General features: G+C 70.6%; 13 protein-coding genes and 1 pseudogene. 9 read left to right on the top strand and 5 right to left on the bottom strand.

Annotated features, from left to right (window positions below; translation table 11 throughout):
* Positions 1-18: 18 nt before the first annotated feature.
* The 4 genes from mmsA (at position 19) to ACH4F2_RS00285 (ending at position 5777) form a co-directional block, all read left to right on the top strand.
* Positions 19-1578 carry a multiple monosaccharide ABC transporter ATP-binding protein gene (gene mmsA / locus ACH4F2_RS00270; RefSeq protein ID WP_398130434.1) on the top strand — a complete coding sequence of 520 codons (1560 nt, stop codon included), beginning with the start codon at positions 19-21 and terminating at the stop codon, positions 1576-1578.
* Positions 1575-2819: a multiple monosaccharide ABC transporter permease gene (gene mmsB / locus ACH4F2_RS00275; protein ID WP_398130435.1), complete on the top strand. Its 1245-nt coding sequence runs from the start codon at positions 1575-1577 to the stop codon at positions 2817-2819. Before mmsA ends, mmsB begins: the two co-directional genes overlap by 4 nt.
* Before the next feature lie 67 nt (positions 2820-2886).
* Complete coding sequence (locus tag ACH4F2_RS00280; RefSeq protein ID WP_398130436.1) at positions 2887-4035, top strand: aldose epimerase family protein; 1149 nt, start codon at positions 2887-2889, stop codon at positions 4033-4035.
* Between the two features lie 116 nt (positions 4036-4151).
* On the top strand, positions 4152-5777 hold the full coding sequence (locus ACH4F2_RS00285; protein WP_398130437.1) for a pyridoxal phosphate-dependent aminotransferase: 1626 nt from the start codon (positions 4152-4154) through the stop codon (positions 5775-5777).
* 22 nt (positions 5778-5799) lie between these two features.
* Here the strand turns inward: ACH4F2_RS00285 and ACH4F2_RS00290 are convergent, their stop codons facing one another.
* Both ACH4F2_RS00290 and ACH4F2_RS00295 read right to left on the bottom strand, forming a co-directional pair.
* Positions 5800-7233, bottom strand: coding sequence for a family 43 glycosylhydrolase (locus ACH4F2_RS00290; protein WP_398130438.1), 1434 nt, complete (start codon positions 7231-7233; stop codon positions 5800-5802).
* The gene (locus ACH4F2_RS00295) at positions 7215-8183 is read right to left on the bottom strand and encodes an arabinan endo-1,5-alpha-L-arabinosidase (RefSeq protein WP_398130439.1); all 969 of its coding nucleotides are present in this window, start codon (positions 8181-8183) and stop codon (positions 7215-7217) included. The genes ACH4F2_RS00290 and ACH4F2_RS00295 overlap by 19 nt, the downstream gene beginning before the upstream one ends.
* Before the next feature lie 255 nt (positions 8184-8438).
* Between ACH4F2_RS00295 and ACH4F2_RS00300 the strand changes: the two genes are divergently transcribed.
* Complete coding sequence (locus ACH4F2_RS00300) at positions 8439-10022, top strand: substrate-binding domain-containing protein (RefSeq protein ID WP_398130440.1); 1584 nt, start codon at positions 8439-8441, stop codon at positions 10020-10022.
* A gap of 8 nt (positions 10023-10030) precedes the next feature.
* Here ACH4F2_RS00300 and ACH4F2_RS00305 read toward each other — a convergent pair whose 3' ends face one another.
* Positions 10031-10501 carry an ATP-binding protein gene (locus ACH4F2_RS00305; protein WP_398130441.1) on the bottom strand — a complete coding sequence of 157 codons (471 nt, stop codon included), beginning with the start codon at positions 10499-10501 and terminating at the stop codon, positions 10031-10033.
* Between the two features lie 130 nt (positions 10502-10631).
* On the opposite strand from ACH4F2_RS00305, the gene ACH4F2_RS00310 reads away from it, so the two are divergent.
* The 3 genes from ACH4F2_RS00310 to ACH4F2_RS00320 all read left to right on the top strand — a co-directional run bounded on the left by ACH4F2_RS00310 (position 10632) and on the right by ACH4F2_RS00320 (position 12065).
* Complete coding sequence (locus ACH4F2_RS00310; protein ID WP_398130442.1) at positions 10632-11441, top strand: helix-turn-helix domain-containing protein; 810 nt, start codon at positions 10632-10634, stop codon at positions 11439-11441.
* Complete coding sequence (locus ACH4F2_RS00315) at positions 11438-11620, top strand: DUF397 domain-containing protein (protein WP_398130443.1); 183 nt, start codon at positions 11438-11440, stop codon at positions 11618-11620. The genes ACH4F2_RS00310 and ACH4F2_RS00315 overlap by 4 nt, the downstream gene beginning before the upstream one ends.
* A gap of 136 nt (positions 11621-11756) precedes the next feature.
* The gene (locus ACH4F2_RS00320) at positions 11757-12065 is read left to right on the top strand and encodes a hypothetical protein (RefSeq protein ID WP_398130444.1); all 309 of its coding nucleotides are present in this window, start codon (positions 11757-11759) and stop codon (positions 12063-12065) included.
* A gap of 29 nt (positions 12066-12094) precedes the next feature.
* Here the strand turns inward: ACH4F2_RS00320 and ACH4F2_RS00325 are convergent.
* Positions 12095-12190, bottom strand: a pseudogene (locus ACH4F2_RS00325) (DUF4360 domain-containing protein); the annotation flags it as partial.
* Between the two features lie 119 nt (positions 12191-12309).
* On the opposite strand from ACH4F2_RS00325, the gene ACH4F2_RS00330 reads away from it, so the two are divergent.
* Entirely contained in the window at positions 12310-15135 is a 2826-nt protein-coding gene (locus ACH4F2_RS00330; protein ID WP_398130445.1) for a beta-galactosidase, read from the top strand.
* 103 nt (positions 15136-15238) lie between these two features.
* Here the strand turns inward: ACH4F2_RS00330 and ACH4F2_RS00335 are convergent, their stop codons facing one another.
* Complete coding sequence (locus ACH4F2_RS00335; protein WP_398130446.1) at positions 15239-16744, bottom strand: alpha-N-arabinofuranosidase; 1506 nt, start codon at positions 16742-16744, stop codon at positions 15239-15241.
* Between the last annotated feature and the right edge of the window lie 14 nt (positions 16745-16758).

Here is a 16758-nt window from a genome sequence, read left to right on the forward strand (position 1 = left end):
GGATTGGAAGGCACGACCATGGCGGGACCCGTCCTGGAAATGCGCTCGATCGTCAAGACCTTTCCCGGTGTCAAAGCGCTGTCGGACGTCACACTGACCGTCCGCCAGGGCGAGGTCCACGCCATCTGCGGGGAGAACGGCGCCGGCAAGTCGACCCTGATGAAGGTGCTCTCCGGCGTCCATCCGCACGGCAGCTACGAGGGGGACATCCTCTTCGAGGGCGAGACCTGCCGGTTCAAGGACATCCGGGCGAGCGAACAGCACGGCATCGTGATCATCCACCAGGAGCTGGCGCTGGTGCCGTACCTCTCCATCGCGGAGAACATCTTCCTCGGCAACGAGCACGCCAAGCGCGGACTGATCAACTGGAACGACACCCTCAAGCACGCCACCGAGCTACTGCGCCGGGTAGGTCTCGACGAGCACCCGGAGACCCGCGTCGCCGACATCGGCGTGGGCAAGCAGCAGCTGGTGGAGATCGCCAAGGCGCTGTCGAAGAAGGTGAAGCTGCTCATCCTCGACGAGCCGACGGCGGCGCTCAACGACGAGGACAGCGGCAAACTCCTCGACCTGATCCTTCAGTTGAAGGAACAGGGCATGACCTCGATCATCATCTCGCACAAGCTGAACGAGATCCGACGGGTCGCCGACTCGGTGACGATCATCCGCGACGGGCAGTCCATCGAGACGCTCGACGTGAAGGCCGAGGAGACGACCGAGGACCGGATCATCAGCGGGATGGTCGGCCGCGACCTGGAGAACCGCTTCCCGGAGCGGACCCCGCACCAGCCGGAGGAGGGCACCGCCCCGGCCCTGGAGATCCGCAACTGGACCGTGCACCACCCCATCGACCAGCAGCGCAAGGTCGTCGACGACGTCTCGATCGAGGTGCGGCGCGGCGAGATCGTCGGCATCGCCGGGCTCATGGGCGCCGGCCGCACCGAACTCGCGATGAGCGTCTTCGGCCGCACCTACGGCCGGTACGCGGGCGGCACGGTCCTCAGGGACGGCACCGAGATCCGTACCAAGACCGTCCCGGAGGCGGTCGGGCACGGCATCGCGTACGTCACCGAGGACCGCAAGCACTACGGCCTCAACCTCATCGACACCATCAACCGGAACATCTCGCTGACCGCGCTGGGCAAGGTCTCCAAGCGGGGTGTGGTCGACGAGCACGGGGAGCGGCAGGTCGCCGAGGACTTCCGCAAGTCCATGAACATCAAGGCGCCGACCGTCTTCGAGCCGGTGGGCAAGCTGTCCGGCGGCAACCAGCAGAAGGTCGTCCTCAGCAAGTGGATCTTCGCGGGTCCCGAGGTGCTGATCCTGGACGAGCCCACGCGCGGCATCGACGTGGGCGCCAAGTACGAGATCTACACGGTCATCGACCAGCTGGCCGCCCAGGGCAAGGCGGTCGTCTTCATCTCCTCCGAACTGCCGGAGCTGCTCGGCATGTGCGACCGCGTCTACACGATGGCCGCGGGCCGGCTCACGGGTGAGTTCTCGCGGGCCGAGGCCTCGCAGGAAGCGCTGATGCGTCGGATGACGAAGGACAAGAAGGACAAAGAGGTAACCCGATGAGCACGGACGTGACCGCCAAGACCCCGGCCCCCGCGCCGCCCGGCAAGGACGGGACGGCCGCCGGCGGCGGCCTGCTCCAGCTGATGCTCGACGGCATGCGCCGCAACATGCGCCAGTACGGCATGCTGATGGCCCTCGGCCTGATCGTGGTGCTGTTCGCGGTGTGGTCCGACGGCGACCTGCTGCTGCCGCGCAACGTCTCCAACCTGGTACTGCAGAACAGCTACATCCTGATCCTCGCGATCGGCATGATGCTCGTCATCATCGCGGGCCACATCGACCTGTCGGTCGGCTCGCTGACGGCGTTCATCGGCGCGATGGCCGCCGTACTCATGGTCGACAACGACCTGCCCTGGCCGCTCGCGGTGGTGCTCTGCCTGGCCATCGGCGCGGCCGCGGGGGCGGTGCAAGGGTTCTTCATCGCCTATCTCGGCATACCGTCGTTCATCGTGACCTTGGCGGGCATGCTGCTCTTCCGCGGACTGACGGAGATCTTCCTGAAGGGCCAGACCCTCGGCCCGTTCCCGAAGGACCTGCAGAAGATCGCCAACGGCTTCCTGCCCGAGGTCGGCCCGAACACCAACTACCACAACCTCACCCTGCTGCTGGGCTTCGCCCTGATCGCCTTCGTGGTGTTCCAGGAGGTCCGCGACCGCAAGCGGCAGCAGGAGTTCGCCCTCGAGGTACCGCCGGTCAAGCTGTTCGCGCTCAAGCTGGTCGCGCTGGTCTCCGCCGTCCTCGTCGTCACGCTGCTGCTCGCCAGCTACAAGGGCGCTCCGGTCGTGCTGCTCATCCTGGGCGCGCTGGTCGTCGGGTTCGGCTACCTGATGCGCAACGCGATCATCGGCCGCCACATCTACGCCATCGGCGGCAACCTGCCCGCGGCCAAGCTGTCGGGCGTGAAGGACAAGAAGGTCACCTTCCTGGTCTTCCTGAACATGGGCATGCTCGCGGCCCTGGCGGGTCTGGTCTTCGCCGCCCGCTTCAACGCGGCCTCTCCCAAGGCCGGCCTCAACTTCGAGCTGGAGGCCATCGCCGCCTCGTTCATCGGCGGCGCGTCGATGAGCGGCGGCGTCGGCACGGTCCTCGGCGCGATCATCGGCGGCCTGGTCCTGGGCGTGCTGAACAACGGCATGAACCTCGTCGGCATCGGCACCGACTGGCAGCAGGTCATCAAGGGCGCGGTGCTGCTGGCGGCGGTCGGGTTCGACGTGTGGAACAAGCGCAGGGTCGGTTCGTAGGTCACTTCGGGCCCCGCCTGCCGAAGCAGGCGGGGCCCGCTTCTTTCACGGAAGTACAGGAGCCGCAATGGAACTGAGCAGACGCACGGTCATAGCCTCCGCCACCGCGGCGGGCATCGCCGCGGCCACGGTCGGCGGCACGGCACACGCCACGGGAGGCAGGAAGCCGGTGAAGGAGCTCTTCGGCAAGCTCGCCGACGGCACGAAGGTGTACCTCTGGTCGCTGGAGAACGGCGGCACGCGGATGAAGGTGCTGTCCTACGGCGGGGTCGTCCAGTCCCTGGAGATCCCCGACCGCCGGGGCCGCTACGAGAACGTCTCGCTGGGCTTCGACAACCTCGACGACTACGTGGCCCGCAGCCCGCACTTCGGCGCCCTGATCGGGCGGTACGGCAACCGCATCGCGAAGGGCCGCTTCACCCTCGACGGCAAGCAGTACCAGCTCTCCGTCAACGACGGCGAGAACTCCCTGCACGGCGGCGCCCTGGGCTTCGACTACCGGGTGTGGGACGTCGAGCCGTTCACCGAGGGCTCCGACGTCGGCCTGGTCCTGCACTACACCAGCGTCGACGGCGAGATGGGCTACCCGGGCACGCTCAAGGCGAAGGTGACGTACACGCTCACCCGGAGCGGGGACTGGCGCATCGACTACGAGGCCACCACCGACAAGGCCACCGTCGTCAACCTCACCAGCCACGTCTACTGGAACCTGGCCGGCGAGGGCAGCGGCACGATCGAGGACCACGAGCTGTCGATCGCCGCGTCCCGCTACACGCCCACCGACGCGGGCCTCATCCCGACGGGCGAACTGGCGAAGGTGTCCGGGACGCCCTTCGACTTCCGCCGGGCCAAGCCGATCGGCCGGGACATCCGGGACGCCCACCCGCAGCTGATCACCGCCAAGGGCTTCGACCACAACTGGGTCCTCGACAAGGGCATCACCGACCGCCCCGAGCACATCGCCACCCTGCGCGACCGCGCGTCGGGCCGCACCCTGCGCATCGCCACCGACCAGCCCGGGCTGCAGTTCTACTCGGGCAACTTCCTCGACGGCACCCTGACCGGCACCGGCGGCTCCCTCTACCGTCAGGGCGACGCCCTGTGCCTGGAGACGCAGCACTTCCCGGACTCGCCGAACCAGCCGTCGTTCCCGTCGACCGTGCTGCGGCCCGGTGAGACCTACCGGACGTCCACGGTGCACTCGTTCGACGCCTAGGCGGCAGCAGGGCGCGGGCACACTTTCTTCACACCTGTTGAACGGTGCCCCGTCCGCCTCCGTACACAAGGGCGGCCCGTGTCCCCCGCGCGGGCCGCCCAGTCACGGAGGTCCACTTGTCCGGGAACGTCACCTCGTTGTTCCGCAGCACCGCGGCGCACAGCCCGTCCATGGCGGCGCTGACGCGGGAGAGCGGCGAGGCGGCGGGCGCCGGCCCGGTGGACTTCTGCATCCCCTGCAACCCGTACTTCCCCACCCCGGCGATGTTCGACGAGATGGCCGGCCGGCTGCGCGAGATCATCACGTACTACCCGAGCAGCGCAGACACCATCACCGCCGAGCTGTGCGGCCTGCTCCGACTGCCGCCGCAGTGCGTGGCCATGGGCAACGGCTCCACGGAGCTGATCACCTGGATCGACCACCTGCTGGTCCGCGAGTCCCTCGCCGTCCCCGTCCCCACCTTCGGCCGCTGGACCGACCAGCCCATGGAGACCGGCAAACGGGTCGACATGTTCCCGCTCCAGGAGGCCGACGGCTTCGCCCTCGACCTCACGCGGTACGCCGAGTTCGTCCGGGCCAGGGGGACGCGGGCGGTGGTGGTCTGCAACCCCAACAACCCCGACGGCGGCTACCTGCACAAGCAGGCGCTCGTGCGGTTCATGGACGCGATGGCCGACCGGGACCTCGTCGTGATCGACGAGTCGTTCCTGGAGTTCGCCGACGCGGAGGCGGAGCCCAGCGCGGCCCAGGAGGCGATGCTGCGCCCCAACGTCGTCGTCCTGCGCAGCCTCGGCAAGAACTTCGGCCTGCACGGCATCCGCTTCGGCTACCTCGTCACCAATCCGCAGCTGGCGGGCCGGGTGCGCGCCATGCTCCCGAAATGGAACCTCAACTCTCTCGCCGAGCACGTGGTGTTCATGCTGCGCGACCACGGCGCCGAGTACGCGCGAAGCCTCCACCAGGTCCGCCGCGACCGCCTGGAGATGGCCGGCCGGCTGTCCGCGCTGCCCGGCCTGACCGTCTACCCCTCGCAGGGCAACTTCCTCTTCGTGCGCCTCCCCGTGGGCGCCGAGGGCACCGTCGTCCGGGACCGGATGCTCACCGAGCACCGGATCCTGGTCCGTGAATGCGGCAACAAGATCGGTTCGTCCAGCCGCTTCCTGCGTCTCGTGGTGCGCCCCCAGGTCGACGTGCGTCGCCTGGTGTCCGGTCTGGAACAGGTGCTCTACGGGACCAGGAGGGGAGCCGCCGTGCCCGAGCCGGCCACAGGGACCGGCTACAGCTCGGGCACGGCGGCGGTCGACCGCCTGATGAGCGAGACCAACGGGGCCGGCCTGCGGGGGATCGCCGCCCAGGCCGCCGGTGCCGGTGTCCCGGGGCTCGCCGCCGCCCCGGACGCCGGCAGCGGTATGCCGCTCCCCGCCGCGGTGCCCGTCGCCCCGGCGGCACCGCGGCAGGTCCCGCAGGCGGTGCCGGTCCCCCAGCCGGCGCCGTATCCCGGACCGGTGCCGGTCCCCCACCCGGCACCGGTCCCGCAGCCGCCCGTGCCCGCCCCGGCACCGGCCCCGCAGCCCATGCCCTCCCCGGTGCCCGCCGGCCCCACCCCGCCCGGCGTACCGGCCCGCGGCGGCCTCACCGCCGCCCAGGTCAGGGGCACCAACGGCCTGGAGTCGGTCCCGGCGACGGGCCGGCCGGGGGCGCAGAGCCGGCCGAACGCGGCGGGCATGGGCCGGACGGGGTGAAGGTGAGGGTGCGGACGGTGCTTCAGGCCGGGTTCAGCCGCCACTGCTGACACGCGTTGTTCAGCCACGTCCACTGCCGTACATCGGCGGAGTCGGCCGTGGAGCAGTCGGCGACGTCGGCGACCTTGCCGGTGGCCTGGTTGACGATCCGGACGTGACCGCTGTCCGTGGCGAGGAACCGGAACCGCTGACAGGTGTTGTCCAGCCAGGTCCACTGCCGCAGATCGGCCCCGTCGGCGGCCGAGCAGTCGGCGGTGTCCAGTACCTTCCCGGTGGCCACGTTGACCAGCCGGTGGGTGTCGTCCCCGAGATCCTCCAGACGCCAGCGCTGGTTGGCGCCGCCGTTGCAGGAGTACTGCGCCACGTCGGCCCCGTCCGTCGGAGAGCTCCCGGCCACGTCCAGGCACTTGCCGCTGTTGCGGTTGGTGACCGTGTACGTCGTCGAGACGACCGACGGCTCGCCCGAGGGTCCGGACATGCCCGCCCCGAGCCGGACCGGGGTGCCGAGGTTCGGCGTGCCGTCGCCGTTCCAGGTGAACTTCTGCGCCCGCGCCGTACGCCCGTTGTCGCAGCCGTCCGAGGCGGCGTCGTTGGCGTGGTAGACGATCCAGCTCTCGGAGCCGTCCGGCGAGGTGAAGAAGCCGTTGTGACCGGGCCCGTAGACGCCGTTGCCGTCACTGCGCTGGAAGAGTGCCGTCGGCTTCTTCGTCCAGGAGGACGCGGACGCCGGATCGGACCCGGTCAGTTCCAGCTGCCCCAGCTTGTAGTCGGGCGTCCAGCAGCCGCTGGCGGAGTAGACGAGGAAGGTCCTGCCACCCCGTTGGAGGATCTCCGGCCCCTCGTTGACCGGGGCGCCCGAGCGTTCCCAGTCGTACGTCGGTGTGGAGACCGTGGTGAAGGAGGAGGCCACCGTGTACGGGTTCGACATCCGGGCGGCGACGATGTTCTGGGTCCCGCTGTGCGTGCTGCCGAAGAGGTACAGCCGACCGTTGATCGTCGCCACCGTGGGGTCGAGCATCCAGGCGGGATTGAGCTGTCCCCGGTAGGTGTACGGCCCCATGGGGTCGGAGCCGGCGCTCTCCAGGACGTGGCTGCGCTGGGTCGGGTTGTAGTCGGAGACGTTCTGCCCGGCGACGTAGTACAGGTACCAGCGACCGTTCAGGTAGTGCAGCTCGGGCGCCCAGATGTTGCAGCACCGGGAGGCCGCGTCGCCCTGCCACACCTGCACGCTGGGCGCGGTGGCGAGCCCACCGAGGGTGGGCGACCTGCGGACGGTGATGACGTCGGTCCAGCTCGTCGACACCATGTAGTAGTTGCCGCTGTGGTAGGTGATCCAGGGGTCGGCGCCCTTCTGGGCCTTGACCGGGTTGGCGAAGGTGGCCGCGCTCGCGGAGGACTGCCCGAACGAGAGGGCGAGCAGCAGGGCGGCCAGCAGGGTCAGTAGGCGACGGGCCATCCGCTGCTCCAGTTCAGGAGGTTGATGCCGAGCTTGGACGTGCCGTTGTCGTTGCCGTCGTAGTAGTGGTAGACGATCAGGTCGCCGTCGACGTCGTTCATGATCGACTGGCCGCCGGGGCCGATGACGCTGCCGTGCGACTCGAGCACGGGCGTGCCGCCGTTGTTCATCATCGAGACGCCGTTGCGGTCGTGGTAGGGCCCGGTGACGCTGGTCGCCCGGCCGACCTTGACCTTGTACGTGGAGCTGGTGCCGGCGCAGCAGGTGTCGTACGAGGCGAAGAGGTAGTAGTACCCGTTCCGCTTGACGATGTACGGGGCCTCGACGGCCTTGGTGCCGGACGGCCGGGAGGCGAGGGAGCGCCGGGCGGTGTCGGAGGCGAGCTGCTTCCCGGTGGACGGGTCGATCCGGATCATCTTGATGCCGGTCCACCAGCTGCCGAAGGACAGCCACCACTTGCCGTCGTCGTCGACGAAGAGGTTGGGGTCGATGGCGTTGTAGTCGCTGGAGGAGCTGGAGGTGTAGACGATGCCGTAGTCGCTCCAGCTGCCCGGCTGTCCGGTGGTGGAGCCGGCCAGCCCGATGGCGGAGGTGTTGGTGCCGAACTTCGAGACCGAGTAGTACATCAGGTACTTGCCGCCGTGGTGCGAGATGTCGGGCGCCCAGGCCTCCGGGACGGAGGAGTAGCGCGACCACCAGCCGGGCCGGGAGCCGAACGCGTCCGCGCCGGCGGAGAAGGCGGTGCGGTCGGACGACGTCTTGCTGCTGATGCCGCCGCCGGTGGCGTAGAGCTGGTACTGCCCGGACGAGGTGCGGATCATCGTCGGGTCGTGCGTGACGACGGAGCCGGTGACCCGGCCGGGGTTGGGGTAGGCCGACGCCGAGGTGGGGACGAGGGCGAGCAGGGCGGCGGCGGGAAGGGCGAGAAGTGCGGTTCTCTTGCGGCTCATGGGGGGACACTCCTGTTCCGTATTTCGAACATCGATCGTGTCTTCGGACGGGAACGTAGGGACGAACCCCATGCGCGTCAATGGCCCGCGCAGCAACGGCAACCAACTTCCGGGAAACACCACGATGCGCGGGTGACGAACCGGTGAATTCCTGACGGATGGTCAGCACGGCCCGGGCTGTTCCCCCGCCACTGCGGACAACATGGCCTCCCCATCCACGCGCGTACGTCCTGAGTCGCAAGTCGGGAGTCGGCCATGAACGGTTTTCCGTGGGAGTCCGTGATCGCGGTGCTCGGCCTCGCCGTGCCCGTGACGGCAGCCCTGTGGGAGTTCTTCCTCGCGGGCCGCAAACGGCTCGGCTACCGCGTGCAGATGGACACCAGCGCCCGGGACTCGGCCACCTCCTCCGGACCGGAGGCCGGGGTGCTCCAGCGCATGCAGTGGGACGGCGTCGGCCTGCACGACCCGTCGGTCGCCCTGCTGCGCATCGAGAACGTCGGCTGGACCCCGATAGTCGAGGAGGACTACGTGGCCCCCGCCAACGACGCGGTGGGCATACGCGTGAGGTTCCCGGGCCGCCGCGTGGTCGGCATGGTCGTGACGGAGTGCAGCCACACCGTGCTGCGCGACTTCTTCGCACCGGGGACGCCGGGCTTCGGGGCCTCGGACGGCGTCATCAGACTGCCGAAGGTGAAGCTCAACCGCCGGGCCCACTACAAGGTGCTGGCGGTCCTGGACCGTGTCCCGACGTTCACCGAGACCGACTTCCCCGACCCGGAGGTCACCGCGGGCATCGTCGGCGGGGTGCGCGGCGGGACCATCAAGAGGACCGAGTACTACCCCTTCGCGTCCCGGCCGGTCCGCTGGCTGCTCGCCGTGCTCGTCCTGGTGAGCGTCGCCCAGTCGGTGTCCACGTTCGCCCGGGGCGAGGACGCCGTGGCCGCGCCGCTGGACTGCGCCGAGGGGACGCTGCACCTGACGGGCTCCACCGCGTTCAAGCTGGTCCTGGAGCAGGCCGCGGAGCAGTACGTGAAGACCTGCCCCGGCGCGCGAATACCGCTCTCCGACAGCCAGTTCGAGGGCAGCGTCCCGGGGCTGGACGCACTCGCCGCGGCCGGGGAAAAGGACATGGAGAAGAACAAGGGCAAGGCGAAGGGTGACGAAGGGCTCGGCAACCGGCTGACGTTCAGCGACGGCCCCAAGTCGCCCGGCCGCACCCGGCTCCTGCCCCGCCCCGTCGCCCTGTCCTTGTTCACCCTGGTCGTGAACAAGGACACCGGCGTGCAGGACCTGTCCCTGCAGCAGGTCCGGGACATCTACGCCGGCAAGGTGACCAGCTGGGAGGACGTGGGCGGCGAGGAGCTGCCGATCCAGCTCGTCAGCCGCCACCCGGGGTCCGGCACCCGCACCGCCCTCCAGCGGCAGGTCCTGGACGACCGTCCCCTGCCGGCGGTCACGACGAGCGACTGCAGGGGCATGGACCTGAGCCGGACCAATCGCTGCGAGGTCAACAAGACCGAGACCCTGCTGAACACCGTCGCTTCGACCCGCGGCGCCCTCGGCTACAGCGAGGTCGGTCTCGCCGAGGCCCACAAGGACGTGCGGCTGATCCGCATCGACGGCTACCCCGCGACACTGGAGGGCGCCGACCAGGGCGCGTACCCCTACTGGGAGACGGAGATCGCCTACACCTACGGCGAACCCCCGGCGGACTCGATCGCCGCGGGCTTCCTGCGCTACCTCGCCAACGAGGTCGGCAAGGACATCATCCGCTCCAAGGGCCACCGCCCCTGCTCCGAACTGGACAAGCCGCTGGTGTGCCGGCCGGACGGCTCCTGACCCGTCCGTCAGCCGTCGCCGAGCGCCCGCACGAGCGACCCCCAGCCCGGCACGTCGACCTCCGCCCGCACGGTCTTGGCGGGCGGCTCGCGGTCCAGCACCTCCCAGCGGTCGGCGAACGCGTCGACCAACGCCAGGCCGCGGCCGTGCTCGTCGAGCGGGCCCGGCTGCCGCAGGCCGGGCCGGGGCGGTCCACTGCGGGTGTCGGTGACTTCGATCCGGACGCTGCCCGGCACGAGGGAGAGCCGCAGCTCGAAGTCGCGGCCGGCCACCCGGCCGTGGGTCACGGCGTTGGCCGCCAGTTCGGCGACGATCACGGCGACCGCGTCGGAGACGTCCGCGCCGTGCGGGACGCCCCAGTCGTGCAGCTGGGCGAGGGCGAGACGCCGGGCCAGTCGCGCGCCTCGCGGGGTGGAGCTGAGGCGCTGGGAGAACACACGTACGGTAATCGGATCCCGGCGTGCGGGCGGTGCTGTCATGCGCCCAATCTGACGCCCGGCGGGTGCGCTTCTCCAGGTGGGCGCCGCGTACGCTGCGGCGGAGTACACGGTCACGGACTGGACAGTACGGGTCACCGTTCGTGACCATGACCGGGGGAGGTGACCGACAGTGGTCGATGAGTCGTCGGACAGTCTGCGGACGTTCGGGGCGGTGGTCCAGGGGCTGCGGGAGCACGCGGGGCTGAGCCGGGAGGAGTTCGGGGAACTGGTGCGGTTCTCCAAACACACGGTGGCGTCGGTGGAGCTGGGCAGGCGGATGCCCGACCCCGCGTTCGTGGAGCGCGCGGAGGAGGCCCTGGGGAGGACGGGGGCACTGCGGAGGGCGGCGACCCATCTGGTGCGGCAGCCGGGGTTGGCGGCGTGGTTCCGGCGGTGGGCTCAGCTGGAGAGCTCGGCGATCACGCTGTACACGTACGAGTGCCGGATGCTTCCGGGGCTGCTGCAGACGGAGGCGTATGTACGGGCCCTGGCTGCCGCCCAACTCCCGCCGCTGGACGACTTCCAAATCGAAGAGCGGTGGGCAGCGCGAGCGGAACGGCAGAAGTTGCTGCGAGAGCGCCCGAACACCGCGTTCAGTTTCATCCTTGAGGAGCACCTCTTCCTGAGGCGTACCGGCGGGGTCGAGGTGACACGTGGGCTCATCGAGCATGTACTCAAGACTGTCGAACTACGCAACGTCGAGATCCAGGTCATGCCGCTGATGCAGCCCTCGCACTCCGGGTTGCAGGGCCCGGTGCGCTTGCTGGAGACGCCGGAGACCAAGTGGTTCGCGTACAACGAGGGCCAGGAAAGCGGCCAGTTGATCACCGACCCGAAAGTGGTCAGCGTGCTTCAGAAACGGTATGCGAGTATGCGTTCACAGGCTCTCACCCTCCAGGACTCGCTGGGCCTGTTGGAACGAATGCGAGGAGACCTATGAGCACCTCGGAACCGGCCTGGATCAAGAGCAGCTACAGCAGCGCCTCCGGAGACGACTGCGTAGAAATAGCCACCCTCCCCCACACCGTCCACGTCCGCGACTCCAAGCACACGCAGGGCCCCCAGCTCCGCCTCTCCCCCGCCGCCTGGGCCGATTTCCTCACGCACGCCACGAAGTGACGGTCGGCGCCTCGCGGTGGTCGCATGAACTCCAGGCCCTCGCCCCACGTGTCCCGGCCCGGCAGCGGGGACCGGGCGAGTTCCCGCACAGGTCCCCGGACGGCGGCCGAACCGGCCCTTGGTGAAGGAGAGTCGCGTGAAGGTCCGACGGCCGATCGTCGTCGCGTGGGCGGGGCTGTGCCTGGCCGGCGCCGCCGCCACCGCCGCTCTTGACACCGGGTCGCCCCCGGAGGAGCTGGGGTGGTTCCCCGCCGAGGAACCGACACCGCCGAAGACGCACGCCGTCGACTGCCAGGAGATCGCCGACGAAGTCGAGCAGGCGCGGGCCGAGGCCGGACGGGAGCGACGGGAGGCGCCCGCCCGGGGCACGCAGACCGCTACGTCGGTCTGGGTGCCCGACGAGTGCGTGGACGAGCTTGAGGAGCGCGGGCTGCCCCTCGGCTGACATCACCCACGACACGGGCGGGCGGCCGGTCAGGACTCCGGGCACTCCTTCCACGCCAGGTGGTACACCGTGCTGATGTCCCCACCGGTCGAGTCCATCGTCATGAGGCTCACCGGGGTGGAGGTCGTCGAATGCCGCACATCTGATGTGCTCATGCCATTCACGGTCGCTTCGTATGCACCCCCGCAGGACACGAACAGATCGAACTCCGGCCATTTAACGCATCGCCGCGTCCTTGTGGAGAATGGCCCGGCAGCGCAGCACCACACGCACGGCAACAGGAGAGGCTCCCTTGGAGCTCAGCAGGCTCAGCAGACGAGCGTTCAGCGCCCTCGCGGGCACCACCGTCCTCGGTCTCGCGCTCGGCGGCAGCGTGAGCAGCCAGGCGCTGCCCGGCTCCGGCGCTCGCGGCCCCGTGCCCACCGGTCCGCCGCCCGGGCCGCCCGGCGCCGACGGCGTGCGCCACCGGGTCGCCCTGGACCGGTACTCCCTGCTGATCGACGGCAGACGCCTCGCCCTGTGGTCCGGCGAGATGCACCCCTTCCGGCTGCCGAGCCCGTCCCTGTGGCGGGACGTGCTGCAGAAGATGCGGGCGTACGGCTACAACGCGGTCAGCGTCCGCCTCGCCTGGAACCAGCACTCCCCCGCCCCCGGCAGGTACGACTTCACCGGCGTCCGCGACCTGGACCTGTTCCTGCGCACGGCCGCCGAGTCCCGGATGTACGTCGTCCTCCAGCCCGGCCCGTACATCGGCGCGGACGTGGACGCGGGCGGCCTGCCCGGCTGGCTGACGGCCGCCGAGGGCCGGGCCCGGACCCTCGACGCCGCGTACCTGCGCCACGCCGACGAGTGGCTGAGCCGCGTCAACGCCGTCGCCGCCCGGCACCAGTACACCCGGGGCGAGGGCACCGTCCTGCTCTACCGGGTCGACGCCCCGCAGCGCGCCCGCCTGACCCGCCTGCACGACAGGCTCCGCGCCGACGGCATCGACGTACCCGTGCTGCACACCGACACCCCGGCCCCCTGGGGCGAGGCGGAGCGGACCCGGGACGCCGCCGACGCGCGGCGCGTCCATCTCGACCACCTCGCGCGCGGGATCACGCTGCACAACGTCCGCACGGCGTTCGGCGGCACCTCCTGGGGCTGGCTGCCCGCGCCGTCCGCTCCCACACCCACGTACGACCCCACCGCCGCGATCGACGAGGCGCGCCGGCCGACGGACAAGCTCGCCCCGCTCCACCAGCTGGGCCAGCTGCTGCGTCACATCCCCGACTTCACCCGGCTGGAGGAGGCGTCCGGCGTCAGGGCCGCGGACGCCCGGATCCGGGTCCGGCACCTGGCCAACCCGGACACCGGCACCCACGCGTACGTCGTGCGCAACGACTCCGCGACCGACGTCACCTCGAAGGTGCCGATGGGCGGGGCCGACGTGGAGGTCACCGTCCCCGCCCGGGACGCCAAGCTGTACGCCACCGGACTCCACCTGGGCGCGGGACGGAAACTGGCGTACGCCACCGTGCAGCCCATGCTGTCGTTCAGCGTCGGGCGGCTGGACATCGCCGCCTTCGTGGGCCGGGCCGGCGAGATGGCGCACCTGGTACTGGACTGCCCGCACGAGCCGTGGCCGACCCGACTGGACGAGGAGGCCGCCTGGGCGTACGACCACGGAAAACTGCACGTCACGGTGCCCCTCGAGGAGAACCGGCTGACCCGGGTGCGGGTGCGCAGCGGCAAGTCCGACCGCACCCTGCTGCTGCTCTTCGCCGACGACGCCGCCTCGCTGCGGCTGTGGCCGTACGAGACCCCGTCGGGCCGGGTCCTCGTGCACGGCCCGGCGCTGCTGCGCGACGTCGCCCTGGACGGTGCCACCATCCGGCTGACCGGTGACACGGTCGAGGAGTGCGGCCTCGAGGTGTGGGCGCCGCGCGGCATCACCGACGTGACCTGGAACGGCGGCGCGGTCAGTACGACGGCGAGCCGCGCCCACAGCCTGCTGGCCACCTGGCAGCTGCCCGGCGTGCCGGAGCTGGTGCTGCCCGCGCTGGACGGCTGGCGGCGCCGCACCGAGAACCCCGAGTCCCGCCCCGGCTACGACGACTCGGGCTGGACGGCCGCCGACCGGCGGACGTCGTACAGCACGACCCCCGTGCCCGACGGGCAGCCCGTGCTCTTCGCCGACGACTACGGCTTCCACTACGGCGACGTCTGGTACCGGGGCCGGCTCAGCGGCGCCACGGGCCTGGAGTCGGTGTCCCTCACCTACAGCACGGGCGCGCGGGGCCTGCTGATGGCCTGGCTGGACGGGGAGCCGCTGGGCACCCACCGCATGAGCCGGGAGGCGGACGGGACGGGCACGTGGACCGCCACGGCCCGCTTCCGGCTGCCCGAGGCACTGCGGCGGGCGCTGCGGAAGGAACCGCGGGAGAGACCCGGCTCCGGTGACTCCCCCGTCCTGTCCGTCCTCGTCCGGCGCACGCAGCACGACCAGGACGACTACCGCGCGGCCCGGGGTCTGACGTCGGTCGCCTTCGAGGGGGCGTCACCGAAGGTGAGGTGGCGGATCCAGGGCGCCGCCGCGCCCGACCCCGTGCGCGGGCCGCTCAACCACGGCGGGCTGTTCGGGGAGCGGCACGGCTGGCACCTGCCCGGGTACGACGACGGGGGCTGGGAGTCCGTGTCCCTGCCCCGGGCGGACCGGCGCCAGGGCGTGACCTGGTACCGGACCACCTTCCGGCTGGACGTCCCGCCGGACGTCGACGCCTCGGTCGGGCTCGTCCTCGACGACGAGCCGGGCCGCGACGACCCGGACCGCGACTACCGCGCCCAGGTCTTCCTCAACGGCTGGAACATGGGCGAGTACGCGGGCGGCCCGACGGGCGCGCCGCACACCTTCGTCCTGCCGAACGGCATCCTGCGCACCCGCGCCGCCGCCAACACCCTGGCCCTCGCCGTCCTGGCCGGCGGCGACACCGCGTCCGGGCCGGGGACGGTACGGCTGAAGCTGCTGGGCGGCGCGGCCGGAGGGGTGCCGGTGACACCGGTCACCTCCCCCGGCCGCCCGCGCCGCTGACCCCTGCCGGGCTCCCCGGGCTCCCCGGGCTTTCCGGGCTCCCGGGCTTCCGGGCTTCCGGGCTCCCGGGCTTCCGGGCTTCCGGGCTTCCGGGCTTCCGGGCTCAGCGCAGCCGGATCACGTTCCAGGACAGCGGCTCCAGGGAGGCGGTCAGCGCGCCGTCCCGCAGCTGCGTGCCCCGGACCGGGTGCGGGACGACCCGCTCGGGCTCGGCAAGCGTGTTGCGGGCGTCGGGGTCGGCGTCCGCGAGGGCGCTGTGCTCGACGACCTCGGTCAGGTCCAGGCCGCTCAGGGCGACGTCGAGCGGCAGCGACTCGGTGCGGGAGCGGTTGACGGCGAAGACGGTGACCGAGCCGTCCTCGGCGCGCACGGCGGTGGCGTGCAGCAGGTCGGCCTCGCCGTACTTCTTCGTCTCGTACGTCGGTGAGTCCACCCGGACGTCGAGGACCTCGCCGCGGCCGTACTTCGAGGCCTGTGCGAACGGGAAGAAGGTCGTCTGGCGCCAGGCCGGGCCGCCCGGCTCGGTCATGATCGGGGCGATGACGTTGACGAGCTGGGCGAGGCAGGCGACGGTGACGCGGTCGGCGTGCCGGAGCAGGGCGATGAGGAGCGAGCCGAAGACGACCGCGTCGGTGAGGCTGTAGTTGTCCTCCAGCAGGCGGGGCGCCTCGGGCCAGTCCAGGGCGCTGACCTCGGCCTGGGTCTTGGCCATGTACCAGACGTTCCACTCGTCGAAGGAGAGGTTGATCCTCTTCTTGGACTTGAGGCGGGCGCCGATGTGGTCGCAGGTGGCGACGACGTTCTCGATGAACGACTCCATGTCCACGGCCGAGGCGAGGAAGGAGTCGATGTCGCCGTCGTGCGGCTCGTAGTAGGCGTGCAGGGAGATGTGGTCGACCAGGTCGTACGTCTCCTTGAGGACCGTCGCCTCCCACTCGGCGAAGGTCTCCATGGACTGGCCGGAGGAGCCGCAGGCGACGAGTTCGAGGTCCGGGTCGATCTGGCGCATGGCGCGCGCGGTCTCGGCGGCGACCCGGCCGTACTCCTCGGCGGTCTTGTGGCCGGTCTGCCAGGGGCCGTCCATCTCATTGCCCAGGCACCAGAGTTTGATGCCGAAGGGGTCCTTGTCGCCGTGCTCGGCGCGCAGGTCGGAGAGTGCGGTGCCGGAGGGGTGGTTGGCGTACTCCTGGAGTTCGAGGGCCTCGGCGACGCCGCGGGTGCCGAGGTTGACCGCCATCATCGGCTCGGCCTGGGGGCCGATCTTCTTCAGGAAGGCGATGTACTCGGAGAGGCCGAAGCGGTTGGTCTCCGTGGAGCGCCAGGCCAGGTCGAGGCGGCGGGGGCGGTCCTCCACCGGGCCGACCGAGTCCTCCCACTTGTAGCCGGAGACGAAGTTGCCGCCGGGGTAGCGGATGGCGGTGACGCCGAGTTCCCGGACCAGGTCCAGCACGTCCTGGCGCAGGCCGGCGTCGTCGGCGGTGGGGTGGCCGGGTTCGAAGATGCCGGTGTACACGCAGCGGCCGAGGTGTTCCACGAAGGAGCCGAAGAGGCGGGGGTTGACTTCGCCGATGGTGAAGGCGGGGTCGAGGGTGAAGCGGGCGGTACGCAATGTAGTCCTTCCAG

It is taken from the genome of Streptomyces sp. NPDC017890 (assembly GCF_044328675.1).
GTDB lineage: Bacteria > Actinomycetota > Actinomycetes > Streptomycetales > Streptomycetaceae > Streptomyces.

What these genes read in the sequence shown, in the direction of transcription:
- ACH4F2_RS00315 (WP_398130443.1), top strand. Translation starts at nt 11,438, where the DNA reads ATGAGCACCTCGGAACCGGCCTGGATCAAGAGCAGCTACAGCAGCGCC.
- ACH4F2_RS00280 (WP_398130436.1), top strand. Translation starts at nt 2,887, where the DNA reads ATGGAACTGAGCAGACGCACGGTCATAGCCTCCGCCACCGCGGCGGGC.
- ACH4F2_RS00295 (WP_398130439.1), bottom strand. Translation starts at nt 8,183, where the DNA reads ATGAGCCGCAAGAGAACCGCACTTCTCGCCCTTCCCGCCGCCGCCCTG.
- ACH4F2_RS00330 (WP_398130445.1), top strand. Translation starts at nt 12,310, where the DNA reads ATGGCCCGGCAGCGCAGCACCACACGCACGGCAACAGGAGAGGCTCCC.
- ACH4F2_RS00305 (WP_398130441.1), bottom strand. Translation starts at nt 10,501, where the DNA reads ATGACAGCACCGCCCGCACGCCGGGATCCGATTACCGTACGTGTGTTC.
- mmsA (WP_398130434.1), top strand. Translation starts at nt 19, where the DNA reads ATGGCGGGACCCGTCCTGGAAATGCGCTCGATCGTCAAGACCTTTCCC.
- ACH4F2_RS00300 (WP_398130440.1), top strand. Translation starts at nt 8,439, where the DNA reads ATGAACGGTTTTCCGTGGGAGTCCGTGATCGCGGTGCTCGGCCTCGCC.
- ACH4F2_RS00290 (WP_398130438.1), bottom strand. Translation starts at nt 7,233, where the DNA reads ATGGCCCGTCGCCTACTGACCCTGCTGGCCGCCCTGCTGCTCGCCCTC.
- mmsB (WP_398130435.1), top strand. Translation starts at nt 1,575, where the DNA reads ATGAGCACGGACGTGACCGCCAAGACCCCGGCCCCCGCGCCGCCCGGC.